The sequence below is a fragment of the Winogradskyella pacifica genome (genome assembly GCF_003386275.1).
Taxonomy (GTDB): domain Bacteria; phylum Bacteroidota; class Bacteroidia; order Flavobacteriales; family Flavobacteriaceae; genus Winogradskyella; species Winogradskyella pacifica.
Map to the genome: position 1 here is coordinate 565,247 of NZ_QREI01000002.1, position 15,830 is coordinate 581,076.

Genomic DNA, 15,830 nt, shown 5'->3' on the forward strand with positions numbered 1-15,830 from the left:
GCTACTAGTTAGGGTTCTAGAGTTTAGCAATTTATATGTTTAGCTAATAAGGCGTCTATGTCATTCGGGTTTAGTTTAGGATTAGCTCCTTCACTACTCGCTACAATAGCACCAACGACACAAGCAAAATCAATAGCGGTTTGCGGTGCTTCTCCTTTGAGTAATTTATCCGTTAAAGCAGCTAAAAAAGAATCCCCTGCACCTACCGTATCTACGACATTAATTTTATGACCCTTATTGTAATAAAAAGTGTCATTATAAAATAGTATCGCGCCTTTAGAGCCTAATGTGACACAAATTGATTTTGTATGGGTCTGCTGCGCAATAAATTTTATACTACCTTCTAAGTTCTGTGTTTCTGAATTTAGCTTATCAATGATTTCTGAAATTTCATGATTGCTGAACTTTTTAAAATCGGCAGCTTTCATAATAAGATGTGTAACGATCTCTATGATTTCATCATCATTAAACTTAATAAAATCCGAAGACTCCATCAAATGATTCAAAACCTCCTTAGTGTAATATGGAGCTCTAAGATTGACATCAAAGACCTTATAAGAAGCAATTTCTAAAAGGGAATAAAGTGTCTGTTTAGAATTATAATCTCTAGCGCTTAGACTTCCAAATATAAAAGCATCTGAAGCCAAAGTAATAGCCTTAGCGCTTTTTGTCAATTGAATACGATCCCAAGCTCTTGGGTAATTTATTGTATAAGAAGCGGAACCTTCTTCATTTAATGAAACGGCCACTTCTCCCGTTTTTAATTCTGAATCTATTTGAATATCATCAACAGCAACTCCATTTTCTTTTATAAATTGAAAAATACCATCGCCATCTGAATCGTCACCAATCCGGGTGATTATAGACACATTATTCTCTAAGGATTGCAACCGTAAGGCTACATTTAAAGGTGCTCCACCTATTTTTTTGCGGTTAGGAAATACATCCCATAACACTTCTCCAAAACAAACTATGTTTTTCATTTAGATCGTATTTAAGTTGTTGTTGTTCAAATTAAGAACACTCTTTTCGGTACCGAGTTTTGTTATATTTTGATACGCTGAAGTGTAAGCTGCAACAAAGCGTTCAGAAGTTTTAAGTTGACCGAAAACAGATTCAATTTCTAAAAATGCTGTAGGATTTCCGTTTGATGCGACTACCGCTTTATCATGTAAAGTGGTTGCTATAGCATCCTTTATTATTAAATCATCTCCGTTGTCGTCTTTTCCTAAGCTATAAATTGCCCAAGCTGCCATTAAAAAAGCGGCAAAGTCAATAGATCTATTCGATTCTAAATTGCTCGTTACTGTTGGTAAAACGAAAATCGGGATTTTGGCAGAACTTTCTGAACAAATCCGGTCTATTTGATCCTTAATGTTTACATTTCCAAAACGTTGCAATAAGGATGCTTTATAGGCTTCTAAATCCACACCTTCCAAATCGGCTAAAGTTGGTGTAACTTCCGTATCCATATAATGTTTTAAAAACGTACTTATTTGAGTATCATGAACCGCTTCATCTATGGTTGCATAACCCGATAATGCTCCTAAAACACCAAGGACTGTATGTCCTGCATTTAATAAGCTTAATTTCATTTTTTCGTAAGGCACAACATCTTCAACAAACTGTGCTCCTACAGCTTCCCAAAGTGGTCTGCCGTTTACAAAATCATCTTCAATAACCCATTGTTTAAAAGGTTCACACACCACAGGCCAAGCATCATCGATACCTGCTTCTGTTTGTAATCTTTCAATATCATTAGGTGATGTTGCTGGTGTAATACGATCTACCATACTATTTGGAAAGGACACATGTTCTTCAATCCACGCTACCAAACTTGGTTCTACCATTTGCACATAACTCAAAAGCATTGTTTTGGTCATATCTCCATTGCCTTGTATATTATCGCAAGATTGAATAGTAAATCCTTTACTTCCGTTCTCTTTTCTCAGTTTTAAAGCTTGAGTTAAATAGCCAAATACGGTTTTGGGTGCTGATGGATGTGCGATATCATGAAGAATTGCAGGATTCTCCTTATCAAATGATTTGGTAGCTTCATTGTAGTTATAACCGCCTTCTGTAATGGTTAAGGTGACTATTTTAACTTCCGGACTCGCCATTTTTTGAATGACTTCTATCGGATTTGCTGGGGCAAAAAGGATTTCGGTAATAGAGCCAATAACACGCTTGGTCAGTGAGCCATCAAACTCTTTAACCATTAAGGTATAAAGACCATCTTGTGCTTTTAACGTGTTATATATGTTAGTGTCAGAAGGCAGTAAGGCCACTCCACAAATTCCCCATTCGGTTATTGCGGTATTGTGTAGTAATTGATCGGTATAATAAGCTTCATGAGCTCTATGAAAACCACCAATACCAATATGTACAATACCCGTTTTGAGTTGGCTTCTATCGTAAGTTGGACAAGAAATTCTTTTAGAAATTTCTGTTAAACTCTTTTGATTAAGTTTGATGTTATGTTCCATGATATTTAGGTGTTTTTAATTTTTCCACGCTTAAGTGCCCAATAGGCTGTTACAAAATATATTACTGTACAGATAAATGCATACTTATAAAATACCTCTCGATTTTGTGTGTACATCTCCGCATCTTCACTGCCAAATAAAACATTACAGGCTAAGACGACCGTAATGAGTAAAACAAGTAAAGCAATACCTCTTAATAATTTAGTAAAAAGTGATGTGTCTTTAATGATTATGCGCTCACCTTCTGCTTTTTGCTCTTGAAATTTTGAGATATTGATGTTGCGTATCCTTTCTTTTTCTTCAGCTTCTGGATACTTACGTTTAGCGCCATAGCGTCCTGCTAAAAATGTATAAACGACGATTGTGAATATCCAAGTTGGTATAAATAAATAAAAGAAAGACATGACATTTAATGCGTTTAGTCCAAAACCAAATACAAGGCCAAGTGCCCAAGAAGCAATAGCCGGAGTGCTAACCGTTAATTGGCGATAGTGTAACCAATAACGTGTGTAACCAATTCGAGGAAATATTTGATGCTCTGAAAATACAATGGCTCCAACCGGCACCACTAATAAACCAGCATAAGTAAGTAATGGTAGTATTTGAGAAAATACAAACGGAAAACAGGCCACTACCATAGTAACTAAACCAACTGCTATGGTGGTTTTTTTACGCGAATGATTTTTAAATATCGCTTGTGCTGCCAAACCAGCTCTATAAAGATTAGCAACTGCGGTCGTCCAACCTGCTACAATTACAATAACAAAGCCTGACCATCCTAAGGCGTAATAAGCGACATCACCAGGATCTAATTCTACTATAGATTTCCCGATGATAACAGCTGCACCAGCGCCCATAATTCCGGCAGAAATCCAAGCGACATAATGGCCAAACATCATGCCTGTACTCGTTGTTAATCCGTATATTTTCTTTTTAGAAAATCGGAATAAGGCCATATCTATAAGTCCAAAATGCGTAATGGTATTTGCAGCCCAAGCAAAACCAATGACTTCTGTTAAACCGATACCCGCTTCTCCATCACTGTTCACTCCTGTCCAGATAGATTGGTCACCTAAGCTTATAAAATCGGCCCATCCATTTGGTAATGGCTTACCTAATACTTCTAAAGATAAGGCTGGTAACAGCACAAAAGCACCACACGTAAACATCACAAATAACCAAGGAGCACAAATACCAGCAAATTCAGAAACGGCTTTAAAACCATAAATAGCTATAGATACAACGACTGATCCTACAATTAAGACGATGAGTACAAACCAAGAATTGGTGGGATACCAGTTTAATTGTGGTGGAATATTGAACGCAAACCTAACAGCTGTTGCAGATACTGTAATCATTGCTGCAGAAATCACTGTAAAAATAATGACATTAGCCCAATTATAAAGTTTGGTCATTGAATCTCCTGCAATTTTATTAAGATAGGTGTACAAGCTTAATCGCGTATCTACAGCAATAGGCGATGTAATGAACGTCCAACTTAAAACAGCCAAGATATTACCAATTAATAACCCTAATAGAATATCTTTTGTTGTAGCTCCTAGCGCGACAAAAGTAGCACCAATAACAAACTCCGTTGCAGCAACATGCTCGGCGGCATAAATACCAGCAAAATGCGTCCAATTGTGTAATTTATGTTTCGCAATTGGTAATTGTTCGTCCTCTAAGCTTTCAAATTGCTGAAAATCATTGGTTGCGCTCATGTTTTATAAATTAAAATTAGTCTTGTTAAATATTTTATTCTGACGTACATGCCATTGTATTTCTCGTTAGGTTATGTTCTGAATAAAGAATTACGCAATTGTAATTCTGTGTATTAACAATTCTAATCCTGTTATATTTATAAACGTCATTTTTACGTTTATTAGTCAAATGTATAAAATAATATTTGAATAACTGTTAATTTGAAATATAAAAATATATCATATTATCTTGATACTATGGTATATTGATACTTAAAAGCTTTGTTTATAAGGAATTCAATAAATTAATAATTAATGTAATTATGACGTTTATTCGGTATAATTATTTACATTTATCACATAATTTGATATTATGGCGCCTAATAAAATTCTTAATTTATCTGTAGATTGCGTGGTTTTTGGATACGATACCAATACCAAATCATTAAATGTGCTACTTATAAAACGGTATTTAGAATCTGAAAGGACTAAGGATGTCTTGGTTGATGATTATGTACTTACAGGATATCATGTGTATGACGATGAAACCTTAGATGAATCAGCAACTCGTGTATTGAAGGAGCTAACAGGTTTGACCAATCAGTATAAAAAACAGTTTAAGGCCTTTGGAAATCCAGATCGTTTATCAAATGAAAAAGATCTTATCTGGGTTCAAAATCAAGAATTTAACCTTAGAACGATTACCATAGCGTATTACTTCTTGTTAAAAACAGAAGATGTTGATGTTGATAATAATAAGTATGAGGCCAAGTGGTTTCCGCTTAGAGAATTACCAGAATTAGGATTCGATCATCAACAGATTATTGAAGAAGCGCATGAAGATTTAAAAACAAAATGCTTAGCTGAACCTATTATATTCGAATTACTTCCAGATAAATTCACAATCAACGACGTGCAAGATCTTTACGAATCCATTTTAGGAATAGAGATTGACAACCGTAACTTCAGACGAAAACTGATTAATAAAAAGTACATCATTCCTTTAGATGAAAAACAAGTTGGTGTGTCTAAAAAACCAGCACAGTTATACATGTTTAGTAAAGATATTTATAAAAAGATGTATCATAAAAATTACTTGATTAATATTTAATTCGAAAAACGCACTTTAAAGTTTAGTTTAAAAAAATAACACAATTTTAAGTTTTAGTATTTAAAAACCCTTTAGTTTTGCCCACTTAATTATCAAGAATCTCAAAAAGAGATAGCAACCTGCAGTAACGAGCAAGGTGCTAAATATGATAAGCCAAATACTTTGGAAAAAACGTTACACTAGTTCCCACGTATTTACTTGTTGTCTACTTTTTTTGATTCTGAAAAAACAGATTCATGTCGTCAATAAAACCAATTACCCCAAGTTTTAAAGCCTTATTTCCATTTTTTGTATTCATCATTACGTTTTTAAGTGTTGGAATTATTCAAAATGACTTTTATGCCTTACCTGCTCCTATTGCGGTTATTGCAGGAATCCTAGTGGCATTTCTCATGTTTAAGCAGTCCATCAATTCTAAAATTAGCACACTTTTAGAAGGCTGTGGAGATCCGAAAATACTCACCATGTGCTTAATTTATTTACTGGCTGGTGCATTTGCGGCCGTCACAAAAGCCACGGGAAGTGTAGATACGATTGTTCATTTAGGATTAGACCTCATTAATAGCCAATACATTTATTTTGGTGTCTTTATCATCGCTGCTTTTTTATCCGTTTCAACGGGAACCTCAGTTGGTGCTATTGTAGCTTTGGCACCTATAGTGATTGGATTTGCGGACACTGGTGATTTCTCTTTGGGGATTTTATGCGGAGCCTTATTAGGTGGTTCTATGTTTGGTGATAATTTATCGGTAATATCGGATACTACCATTGCAGCTACCCAATCTTTAGACTGTAAAATGAGCGATAAATTTAAAGCCAACATTAAGATTGCCTTACCTGCAGCGCTTGTAACTATTGGAATTCTTATTTATCAAGGCTTAAGTCTGCAAACGGATGGTACAGAAACCGTCGCCTATTCGTATTCCATATTAAAGATTGCTCCTTATGTTATTGTGATTGTTTTATCTATAATAGGTATTAACGTTTTTACAACCTTGATGTTGGGTGTGATTTCAGCGGGAATTCTAGGAGTGTTTTATGGGGATTTTTCAATTATTGAATTTACAAGAATCAGCTATACAGGTTTTACCAACATGACAGAAATTTTCCTGCTATCTTTATTAACAGGTGGTTTAGCTGCTTTGGTAGCTTTCAATGGAGGCATCGAATTTATTTTAGTCAAAATTAAAACATTGATTAGAAATCAGAAAACAGCGCAATTTGGCATTGCAGCTTTAGTTTCTACCATCAACACAGCTATCGCTAATAATACGGTTTCTATTATAATTTCAGGATCTATAGCTAAATCTATTAATGATGAATATGGCCTGGATAATAAACAAACGGCGTCAATCTTAGATGTGTTTGCCTGTATTACACAAGGACTTTTACCATATGGCGCGCAAGTGTTAATGATATTGAGTTTCGCGAAGGGTAATATTACGTATGTGGATTTGGTATCTAATACATGGTATTTAGTGTTACTATTATTGTCTACTACTCTATTTATTGGATTCAGAAGCAATTCTAAAATTAACGTAAACTCTAAAACGGATTAGGTTAAACAGATCTCACTCATCTTATTAGAATATTTTGGTGCTTGTTTAGTGGTTAAACATAAACCTTTGTTAAAAAAAGAATGAACGTTCATTTTTGCCGTATATTTGTATCAGAATTTAAACACAATGGCAAAACTTCAAAAAAGTATAGATAAACGTAATGCACTCGTTAAGGCAACCATAGAGTTGGTTAACAACAACGGGTTTCATGCGACTCCTATGAGTAAGATTGCTAAAATGGCTAATGTGTCACCAGCAACCATTTATTTATATTTTGAAAATAAACAAGACTTAGTTAATCAAACGTATATAGATGTTAAGGCGGAATACACCAATTATGCATTTGCCGATTTTGATCCTAACATGCCAATTGAAGAAGGCTTTGAAATGATATGGAAACGCATCGCAGACTTTAAACTCAACGAATGTGAGCATGCCATGTTTTTAGCACAGTGTGATAATACTCCAATGATAGATGAGGAAAGTAGACAAGAAGGCATTAAGCACTTACAACCACTACTCGATCTTTGGGAACGTGGTAAAAAAGAAGGGGTTATAAAACCGCTTTCAGATTATATATTATATGCTTACGCTATCAACCCTTTATCATTTTTAATGATGACTCAAAAACGAGGATCATTTACCTTAGATAAAGCACATTTAGAAGAGGCTTATCAATCGGCTTGGAGCAGTATAAAAACGTGTCTATAGTATGAAAAAAACAGCAATCATATTAGGTGCATCTGGTTTAACTGGTGGTTTAGTACTTCAAAAATTAATTGAAGACGACCGTTACGATACCATTAAATTGTTTTCACGCTCAAAAATTGAAGGTTTACCAAATAAAGTCAAACAATTTATTGGCGATCTATTAGAGCTTAACCAATTTAAAGATGATTTTACAGCAGACGAGGTGTATTGCTGTATTGGTACCACGGCGAAAAAGACACCAGACAAAACACTATATAAGAAAATAGATTTCGGAATTCCGGTTGCGGCTGCAAAGCTTTCAAAAGAAAATAACATCCCTACATTTTTGGTTATCTCAGCAATGGGAGCGAATAAAAATAGTACTGTGTTTTACAATAAGACGAAAGGAGAAATGGAACACAACGTCTTAAAGCAGCAGCTTAAAAAAACATTTATTCTAAGACCATCTTTAATTGGTGGTGATAGACAAGAATCTAGACCATTAGAAAAAATAGGATTGGTGATTTTTAAAGTGATTCAACCGCTATTCATCGGTAAATTAAAGAAATACAAAATAGTAAATGCAGAAACCATAGCGCAAGCTATGATATACTTAGCAAATACAAACCATTATGCTGATGTGATTATAACGTCAGATGACATTAATAAATTAGGAAACAACGCTTAAAAAAGAAATTATAAATATGGAATTATTAGATAAATTAAATTGGAGATATGCCGCTAAAGCAATGAATGGAAACGTGGTACCAGAAGAAAAAATACAACGCATTTTAGAAGCAGCACGTTTGGCGCCAACATCAAGTGGTTTACAACCTTTTGAGATTATAGTGATTAAAAATCAAGAGATAAAAGAAAAGATTAAACCTGTAGCATGGAACCAGTCGGTAATTACAGACTGCTCTCACCTACTCGTTTTTGCAGCTTGGGACACGTACACGGCAGATAGAATCAATTATATGTTCGATTTAACTAATGAGATTCGTGGTTTTAAAAACGAAGGTTGGGAAAACTATCGCCAAATGCTACTAAGCTCATATCCACAAAAAGATGCGGAAGAAAACTTTAACCATGCTGCTAAGCAAGCTTATATCGCATTTTCACAAGCGATAACTGCTGCAGCTTTTGAAGGTGTTGATGCTACGCCACTCGAAGGTTTTGATCCTGACGCAGTTGATGAAATTTTAGGACTTAGAGAAAAAGGATTACGTAGCGCCGTATTATTACCTATTGGCTACAGAAAAGAAAATGAAGATTGGTTAGTAGATCTTGTTAAGGTGAGAAAACCTATGGAAGATTTAGTAACTGTAATAGACTAAAAAACAAAGAATCATGACAAAGACAATTTTATTAAAAAATAGACCTGAAGGAAAACCTTCAATGTCAGATTTCGAATTTAAAACAGAGGAATCTGAAAACACAGTAAACCAAGGAGAATTACTATTAGAAACCAAATATGTTTCTGTAGATCCTTATTTACGAGGACGAATGAGTGATGCCAAATCATATGTGCCACCATTTCAACTTGATAAACCAATTCAGTCTGGCGTAATTGCTGAAGTACTAGAATCTAAAAACGACAAATTTAAGGCTGGCGATTTTGTTTCTGGCATGCTCAACTGGCAAACAAAACAGGTCTCTAAAGCGGAAGGATTAACTAAAGTTGATTCGTCTAAAGCACCATTATCTGCTTATTTGGGTATTCTAGGTATGACAGGTTTAACAGCTTACACAGGATTAACCGAAATTGGAAAACCGAAAGCAGGCGAAACATTAGTCGTTTCTGGTGCAGCTGGTGCCGTTGGATCTGTTGTAGGACAAATTGGAAAAATCCTAGGCCTGAGAGTAATTGGTATCGCTGGTACAGATGAAAAAATAGAAATGCTAAAAAGCAAATTCGGATTTGATGCTGGTATCAATTATAAGACCACAAAAGACATGAAAGCTGCCATTGCAGAAGCAGCACCAAATGGTGTAGATATTTATTTTGATAATGTAGGTGGACCAATTTCAGATGCGGTTTTAGTGAATATTAATAGACTCGCACGAATCATTGTTTGTGGAGCCATTTCGGTTTATAATAACACGGAAGCACCAAAAAGCTTGAGCGTTCAACCGTTCTTAGTAAAAAACAGTGCGTTAATGCAAGGGTTTATTGTGTCTAACTATACGGACAAATTCCCAGAAGCTATGAAGCAATTATCAACATGGTTGGCAGAAGACAAACTAACCTATTCAGAAACCATAGTTAAAGGTTTTGATAACATTCCAAGTGCTTTTATCGATTTATTTGAAGGTAAAAACAAAGGGAAAATGGTAGTTGAATTATAAAAAATATAAAAAGAAAAGAAAATGAATAATTTCGAATTTAAAAACCCTACCAAAATAATTTTTGGAAAGGATACGATAGAAAAACTAGAAAACGAAATACCTAAAGACGCCAAAGTATTATTGCTTTATGGTGGAGGAAGTATCAAGAAAAACGGTATTTACGATCAGGTTAAAACAGCCTTATCTAAAGTAGATGTTGTTGAGTTTGGAGGTATTCCTGCAAATCCGGAATACGCTAAGTTAATGGAAGCATTAAAAGTGATAAAAGACGAAAACATTACATACTTATTAGCCGTTGGTGGTGGATCAGTAATTGATGGGACTAAGTTTTTATCAGCAGCTGCGGTTTATGATGGTGAGACTCCTTGGGATATTTTAACCCAAAATATTAGAACTGAAAAAGGAATGCCTTTTGGAACTGTTTTAACGCTTCCTGCTACGGGATCTGAAATGAATTCTGGTGCTGTAGTTACAAGAGCTGAAACACAAGAGAAGTTAGCGATGGGTGGACCTGGTTTATTTCCTGAGTTCTCTATATTAGATCCTCAAGTGATCACCTCTATCCCAGAACGTCAATTGGCAAATGGTTTAACAGATGCGTTTACACATGTTTTAGAACAATACATGACGTATCCTGTTGGTGCCTTTTTACAAGATCGTTTCGCGGAAAGTATTTTGCAAACTTTAATTGAAGTGGCACCAATAGTGATGAAAGATCCAACCGATTACAAAGCCGCTTCTAACTTTATGTGGAGTTGTACTATGGCTTTAAACGGCTTAATCCAAAAAGGAGTGCCTTCAGACTGGGCTGTTCATGCGATGGGACACGAGTTAACGGCGTTGTTTGGCATTGACCATGCACGTACTTTAGCGGTAATTGCACCAAGCCATTACAAGTTTAATTTTGAAGCGAAGAAAGAAAAACTAGCACAATACGCAGAGCGTGTTTGGAATGTTACCGAAGGTAGCACAGACGATAAGGCTTATGCTGGTATTGAAAAAACAACAGCTTTCTTTCATCAATTAGGTATCGATACTAAGTTATCCGATTACACTAAAGATTATGAAGGGACGGCTGAAAAAATAGCAAAACGTTTTACTGATCGTGGATGGTTGGGATTAGGTGAACACCAATCGCTTTCACCAGATAAGGTAGAGAAAATTGTGAAAATGGCGTATTAATTTTAACTAAATGTCAGTTTGAGTGTCCGGACGTTGACGTCGAAATGTATCAAGATCAATTTTTTCAACACTCAAACAGACATTAGATTTTATAAAAATGAAAACACTACAAACTATAGTAGTTATTCTAACTTTAATTACAGCCACAAGTTGTAAAGAGAATACAGCTTCTGAAACCGTTTCAGAAGGACAAAAAGAAATAAAAACAGAAAAGAACATGAAGGTATTATTCGTATTAACATCTCACGATAAATTAGGAGATACAGGAAAGAAAACAGGATTTTGGGTTGAAGAATTTGCAAGTCCATATTACACATTATTAGATAAAGGAGCGACGATTACTATTGCAACACCAAAAGGTGGAGCTGCACCAGTAGATCCAAGTAGTGATTCGCCAGATGCGGCAACAGAAGCTACTGACCGTTATAACAAGGATGCTGATGCAAAAGATAAAATTGCAAATACTAAAGTATTAGCAGATATGAATCCAGATGATTTTGATGCTGTATTTTATCCAGGTGGTCACGGTCCTTTATGGGATTTAACTAATGATGCAAATTCAGTAGCATTGATTGAAAAATTCGATCGCCAAAATAAACCTATCGCTTTTGTTTGTCATGCACCAGCAGTTTTAAAAGACGTTAAAAATGAAGATGGAACAGCCTTAGTAAAAGGAAAAAAAGTGACCGGTTTTTCAAATTTAGAAGAAGCAGCAGTTGGTTTAACCGAAGTTGTGCCATTGTTACTTGAAGATATGTTGATTGAAAATGGAGCGTTCTACTCTAATGGAGATAAATGGGCACCATATGCTGTACAAGATGGCAATCTTATTACAGGTCAAAACCCGGCATCATCAGAATTAGTAGCTGAAAAGTTATTAGAAACATTGAAATAATTACCCTAGTTGATTAATAGCGGAAAGCCTGTATAACGTAATGTTTGCAGGCTTTTTTATTTGTTTGCATAGGTCTGTTTGTCTGTTTAATTAAGCTTCAGAGTCTTAAGCATCTCAGAAGCTTTCTATTTCTATTCGATATTAATGACCTACACCACCAAACATTTGTATTTTTGCGCCGCATTTAAAGAGAAGGCCTAATATTAAGACACCACTACATGATTATATCTAAACTACATTACATATCTCAAGGAAATACTCCTGAAGCGCATTTAGAAAACATTCAAAAGGCATGTACATCTGGTGCGGAATTAGTGCAATTACATCTTACGGATGTTTCGGATGCTAAATATTTGGAAATAGCTAAAGCAGCTCGAGAGATTACCTTTCATTTTCAAACACGATTAATCATTAATTCTAATTATAAAATAGCTAAAGACGTTAAGGCGGAAGGTGTGCATTTAGAAAAATCAGACATCTGCCCTACGGTAGTTAGACCAGATTTATACAGCTGGCAAATTATTGGTGGTACAGCAAATACTTTGGAAGATTGCGAATCATTAATCGCCAAAAATAGCGATTATATTATTTTAGAACCTTTTAGATCACCAACTAATGATGGTTCAACTATAGCTTTAGGTCTAGATGGCTATACGGCTATCAGTAATGCTTTAATAACAGAAAAACCAATTATCGGTTTTGGAGATATCACTACAGATGATGTGACCGCGATTTTAGAAACTGGTATTTCGGGCGTTGCGGTATCTGATGCTATCACTGAAAATTTTGACAGCATAAAACAGTTCAATCTTTTATTAAAAGCATCAGCAACGGGTGAGATTCGTCACACGTTTGAGTAAATAAATCTTACTTCTTTCCTTCAATTAACTACTTAAATATATAGTCCAGTATGTGGATGTATTTAGGCTTATTAGCCGCTCTTTTTTTAGGATTACACAACTTATGTAAAAAACATGCTGTACAAGGCAACGAAGTGTTTCCTGTCCTTTTAGGTACGGTATCTAGTGGCTTTTTATTTGTCGCTGCGTTTTATGGGTTGTCTATCTTTTATCCAGATTACGCGCTTGAGCACGGTTATAACTTTCAAAAGATTTCGTGGCAAATCCATGGTTTTATCGTTATAAAATCAGCGATTATGGCGAGTTCTTGGATATTAGCTTACCAAGCGTTAAAGCACTTGCCGATTACGATTGTCACACCTATTCGTTCTGCAGGACCGTTTTTTACCTTTATTGGTGCGATTTTAATTTACCAAGAACAACCTAGTCCTTTGCAGTGGATTGGCTTTTTCCTCATCATTTTCTCAGTAATGCTTTACTCTAAAATCGGTAAAAGAGAAGGTATAAATTTTAAGCGCAACAAATGGATCTTCGCTATCATTGGAGCGACGTTTTTAGGTGCTTCCAGTGGTTTGTACGATAAATTTTTAATCCAAAATCTAAGTCTTAATCCACAAACCCTACAATTCTGGTTTTGCCTTTACACCATATTGATTCTACTCGTCATCCTAAGCATCACATGGTTTCCCCATGCCGAAAAACGAAAAGCCTTTAAATTCCGTTGGTCCATTATCGCCGTCGGTATTTTATTGCAAGCCGCAGATTACTTCTATTTTAAAGCCTTGCAAGATCCTGATGCCTTAATAATGCTATTGTCAGCTATTAAGCGAAGTCAGATATTAATTGCCGTAGTCGTTGGTGGTTTAGTCTTTAAAGAACAGAATAAGCGCAAAAAATTAGTGCCTTTAGCAGGAATTATGATTGGAGTTTTTCTAATTTTATATTCTAATTAAAAAGGAGTATTTAACATTAAGACAACTGAATCAGACTCTTGGTTGTTCTGCTTCATTAAATTGTAAAAACTATAAAGTAGTGATAAAAAACGGGTTTAGTAATACCAATTTAAAACTTAACTTGCTATAATTTTTTAAACGATTAAACCGAATGAATTCAGATTACACTCAAATTATAGAAAACGCATACAAGTTCGTTAAGCCGATTAAAAATCACGGAAAACTAGCGACTTACATACCCGAATTAGCAAATGTAAATCCAGATAAGTTTGGAGTGCACATCACTAAAATAGATGGTAATAACTTCGGAATTGGAGACCACTTAGAGAAATTTTCAATTCAGAGTATTGCTAAAGTCTTGTCACTTTCGTTAGCTGTTAAATTTCTAGGAGAGCGTATTTGGACGCGTATTGACGTTGAGCCTTCTGGTACAAAATTCGATTCGCTTCTTTTGCTAGAAACTTATAAAGGCATTCCTCGTAATCCGTTTATTAATTCTGGAGCTATTGTTATTTGCGACATCTTAATCACACATTTAGAAAATGCACGTGAGGAGTTTCTTGAATTTGTTAGAGATTTAAGTGATATTCCAGATCTAAACTATTCTGATGACATCGCTGATTCTGAAAAAGCGACGGGTTACCGAAATGTAGCCTTATGTAACTTTATAAAATCGTTGGGTAATATTAAAAACGATCCAGCCGAAGTGTTAGATTTTTATTTCGATATGTGTTCTTTAGAAATGAATTGTGAACAAGTGTCACATACCTTTTCGTTTTTAGCCAACGGAGGTAGGAAATTAAGCGATGGTAAGCGGATCATAACTAGCAGTCAGGCAAAACGAATCAATGCTTTAATGCTCACTTGTGGATTCTATGACGAGTCAGGTGAATTTGCATTTAAAGTAGGATTGCCAGGAAAAAGTGGTGTTGGTGGTGGTATTGTAGCCTTATACCCTAATAACTTTACGATTGCCGTTTGGAGTCCAAAATTAAATCCTAACGGCAACTCTTTTAAAGGCATGAAATTACTAGAAACGGTTACGACACATTCTGAAATGAGTATTTTTTAACCCACTACATTGCATTATGATGAGCCATCTGTCCTGTTCAAAACCATTAAGGTTTTAATTGTTTAAGTCAATACCTCCACTTCATATTTCTTAAATTTGAGTACATCTTTAAAATTAAAAGTTATGAAAAGCGAAGACAAAAAAGCACAATACAATTCAGATATTACAAAAGAAGACGAAAAGATTCTAGGAGACAAATCTGGAAACTTAAGACAAGACAATGGTGATGACGAACTCTTAAAAAACCGTGAAACCGAACCCGATTTCGCCGCAAAAGATTTAGATATTCCTGGTAGTAAAAATTCAAAACCATTATCTAATAATAGAAAGCCTGATGAAGAAAATCAACATTACAGCTTAGGAAGCGATCATAATGAAAACCTTGAGCTAGATATTGAAAATACCAATAAGAAATAGTTAGCGAAATCTTAATTAGGTAGTGGTCTTAAAAAGCATAAACAATCAAAATCCATTGTAATAGCTAAATTCATTAATGCTATTTTGGGTTTTGATTTTTTTATTATAGCTATGTGATTAGTGAATAGTGAATAGTTAAGAGTGAATAGTTAAGAGTGAATAGTTAAGAGTGAATAGTTAAGAGTGAATAGTTAAGAGTTAAGAGTTAAGAGTTAAGAGTTAAGAGAAGTAAGAAAAATACAAACAGCAAGTAAATAATCAACTCCTAAATTCCGAAAGCGTCGGAACCAACGATTTTCAGAAATAATGAGCAAAACACAAAGTTAATTTACAGTATCAAGTATTGAAAATATAGGTCTAATAAAAACCTTAAAATATTAATGCATTAGCGAATGGCGCTTCAGCGATTTCCTAACAAATCGTTTTGATCTTTTGGTTCGTTTTGCATCAAGGCAAAATGAACATATAAAACTCCAAAAACGCTACAATAACATTCACGAATTAAACAATAACTAATTCTTAATATTTTTTGGTTCGTTTATTCGCCTATGCTTAT

15 protein-coding genes and 1 riboswitch are annotated in these 15,830 nt (G+C 34.9%); of the genes, 12 read left to right on the forward strand and 3 right to left on the reverse strand.

Annotated elements, in window-relative coordinates; genetic code table 11:
* Positions 1-23: 23 nt before the first annotated feature.
* Genes DFQ09_RS06725 through DFQ09_RS06735 form a run of 3 tightly spaced genes read right to left on the reverse strand, consistent with a single transcriptional unit; the run spans position 24 to position 4,207 of the window.
* On the reverse strand, positions 24-983 hold the full coding sequence (locus tag DFQ09_RS06725) for a carbohydrate kinase family protein (RefSeq protein ID WP_115808880.1): 960 nt from the start codon (positions 981-983) through the stop codon (positions 24-26).
* The gene (locus DFQ09_RS06730; RefSeq protein WP_115808881.1) at positions 984-2,486 is read right to left on the reverse strand and encodes a mannitol dehydrogenase family protein; all 1,503 of its coding nucleotides are present in this window, start codon (positions 2,484-2,486) and stop codon (positions 984-986) included. It lies immediately after the preceding gene.
* Between the two features lie 5 nt (positions 2,487-2,491).
* A complete protein-coding gene (locus tag DFQ09_RS06735) occupies positions 2,492-4,207 on the reverse strand; it encodes a purine-cytosine permease family protein (RefSeq protein WP_115808882.1) in 1,716 nt (571 codons plus the stop codon).
* A gap of 352 nt (positions 4,208-4,559) precedes the next feature.
* Between DFQ09_RS06735 and DFQ09_RS06740 the strand changes: the two genes are divergently transcribed.
* The 12 genes from DFQ09_RS06740 (at position 4,560) to DFQ09_RS06795 (ending at position 15,274) form a co-directional block, all read left to right on the forward strand.
* On the forward strand, positions 4,560-5,297 hold the full coding sequence (locus DFQ09_RS06740) for an NUDIX hydrolase (protein ID WP_115808883.1): 738 nt from the start codon (positions 4,560-4,562) through the stop codon (positions 5,295-5,297).
* An 84-nt stretch (positions 5,298-5,381) separates the two neighbouring features.
* Positions 5,382-5,479: riboswitch (SAM-I-IV-variant riboswitch) on the forward strand.
* A gap of 54 nt (positions 5,480-5,533) precedes the next feature.
* Positions 5,534-6,856 carry a Na+/H+ antiporter NhaC family protein gene (locus DFQ09_RS06745; RefSeq protein WP_115808884.1) on the forward strand — a complete coding sequence of 441 codons (1,323 nt, stop codon included), beginning with the start codon at positions 5,534-5,536 and terminating at the stop codon, positions 6,854-6,856.
* 126 nt (positions 6,857-6,982) lie between these two features.
* Complete coding sequence (locus tag DFQ09_RS06750; protein ID WP_115808885.1) at positions 6,983-7,567, forward strand: TetR/AcrR family transcriptional regulator; 585 nt, start codon at positions 6,983-6,985, stop codon at positions 7,565-7,567.
* Between the two features lies 1 nt (position 7,568).
* A complete protein-coding gene (locus tag DFQ09_RS06755; RefSeq protein ID WP_115808886.1) occupies positions 7,569-8,234 on the forward strand; it encodes an NAD(P)H-binding protein in 666 nt (221 codons plus the stop codon).
* Between the two features lie 16 nt (positions 8,235-8,250).
* Complete coding sequence (locus DFQ09_RS06760) at positions 8,251-8,883, forward strand: NAD(P)H-dependent oxidoreductase (RefSeq protein WP_115808887.1); 633 nt, start codon at positions 8,251-8,253, stop codon at positions 8,881-8,883.
* Between the two features lie 13 nt (positions 8,884-8,896).
* Entirely contained in the window at positions 8,897-9,895 is a 999-nt protein-coding gene (locus tag DFQ09_RS06765) for an NADP-dependent oxidoreductase (protein ID WP_115808888.1), read from the forward strand.
* 21 nt (positions 9,896-9,916) lie between these two features.
* A complete protein-coding gene (locus DFQ09_RS06770; RefSeq protein WP_115808889.1) occupies positions 9,917-11,077 on the forward strand; it encodes an iron-containing alcohol dehydrogenase in 1,161 nt (386 codons plus the stop codon).
* 97 nt (positions 11,078-11,174) lie between these two features.
* Positions 11,175-11,972 (forward strand): type 1 glutamine amidotransferase domain-containing protein, encoded by a 798-nt coding sequence (locus DFQ09_RS06775; protein WP_181897153.1) that lies wholly within the window; start codon positions 11,175-11,177, stop codon positions 11,970-11,972.
* Between the two features lie 218 nt (positions 11,973-12,190).
* A complete protein-coding gene (locus tag DFQ09_RS06780) occupies positions 12,191-12,832 on the forward strand; it encodes a thiamine phosphate synthase (RefSeq protein ID WP_115808890.1) in 642 nt (213 codons plus the stop codon).
* A gap of 50 nt (positions 12,833-12,882) precedes the next feature.
* Entirely contained in the window at positions 12,883-13,785 is a 903-nt protein-coding gene (locus DFQ09_RS06785; protein WP_115808891.1) for an EamA family transporter, read from the forward strand.
* Between the two features lie 151 nt (positions 13,786-13,936).
* A complete protein-coding gene (locus tag DFQ09_RS06790) occupies positions 13,937-14,857 on the forward strand; it encodes a glutaminase (RefSeq protein ID WP_115808892.1) in 921 nt (306 codons plus the stop codon).
* A 123-nt stretch (positions 14,858-14,980) separates the two neighbouring features.
* Entirely contained in the window at positions 14,981-15,274 is a 294-nt protein-coding gene (locus DFQ09_RS06795) for a hypothetical protein (protein WP_115808893.1), read from the forward strand.
* The last annotated feature ends 556 nt before the right edge of the window (positions 15,275-15,830 follow it).

Excerpts from the sequence above, each read along its gene's own strand:
- DFQ09_RS06725 (WP_115808880.1), bottom strand. The coding sequence starts at position 983 with ATGAAAAACATAGTTTGTTTTGGAGAAGTGTTATGGGATGTATTTCCT.
- DFQ09_RS06750 (WP_115808885.1), top strand. The coding sequence starts at position 6,983 with ATGGCAAAACTTCAAAAAAGTATAGATAAACGTAATGCACTCGTTAAG.
- DFQ09_RS06745 (WP_115808884.1), top strand. The coding sequence starts at position 5,534 with ATGTCGTCAATAAAACCAATTACCCCAAGTTTTAAAGCCTTATTTCCA.
- DFQ09_RS06775 (WP_181897153.1), top strand. The coding sequence starts at position 11,175 with ATGAAAACACTACAAACTATAGTAGTTATTCTAACTTTAATTACAGCC.
- DFQ09_RS06735 (WP_115808882.1), bottom strand. The coding sequence starts at position 4,207 with ATGAGCGCAACCAATGATTTTCAGCAATTTGAAAGCTTAGAGGACGAA.
- DFQ09_RS06740 (WP_115808883.1), top strand. The coding sequence starts at position 4,560 with ATGGCGCCTAATAAAATTCTTAATTTATCTGTAGATTGCGTGGTTTTT.
- DFQ09_RS06785 (WP_115808891.1), top strand. The coding sequence starts at position 12,883 with ATGTGGATGTATTTAGGCTTATTAGCCGCTCTTTTTTTAGGATTACAC.
- DFQ09_RS06760 (WP_115808887.1), top strand. The coding sequence starts at position 8,251 with ATGGAATTATTAGATAAATTAAATTGGAGATATGCCGCTAAAGCAATG.
- DFQ09_RS06755 (WP_115808886.1), top strand. The coding sequence starts at position 7,569 with ATGAAAAAAACAGCAATCATATTAGGTGCATCTGGTTTAACTGGTGGT.
- DFQ09_RS06730 (WP_115808881.1), bottom strand. The coding sequence starts at position 2,486 with ATGGAACATAACATCAAACTTAATCAAAAGAGTTTAACAGAAATTTCT.
- DFQ09_RS06770 (WP_115808889.1), top strand. The coding sequence starts at position 9,917 with ATGAATAATTTCGAATTTAAAAACCCTACCAAAATAATTTTTGGAAAG.
- DFQ09_RS06795 (WP_115808893.1), top strand. The coding sequence starts at position 14,981 with ATGAAAAGCGAAGACAAAAAAGCACAATACAATTCAGATATTACAAAA.
- DFQ09_RS06780 (WP_115808890.1), top strand. The coding sequence starts at position 12,191 with ATGATTATATCTAAACTACATTACATATCTCAAGGAAATACTCCTGAA.
- DFQ09_RS06765 (WP_115808888.1), top strand. The coding sequence starts at position 8,897 with ATGACAAAGACAATTTTATTAAAAAATAGACCTGAAGGAAAACCTTCA.
- DFQ09_RS06790 (WP_115808892.1), top strand. The coding sequence starts at position 13,937 with ATGAATTCAGATTACACTCAAATTATAGAAAACGCATACAAGTTCGTT.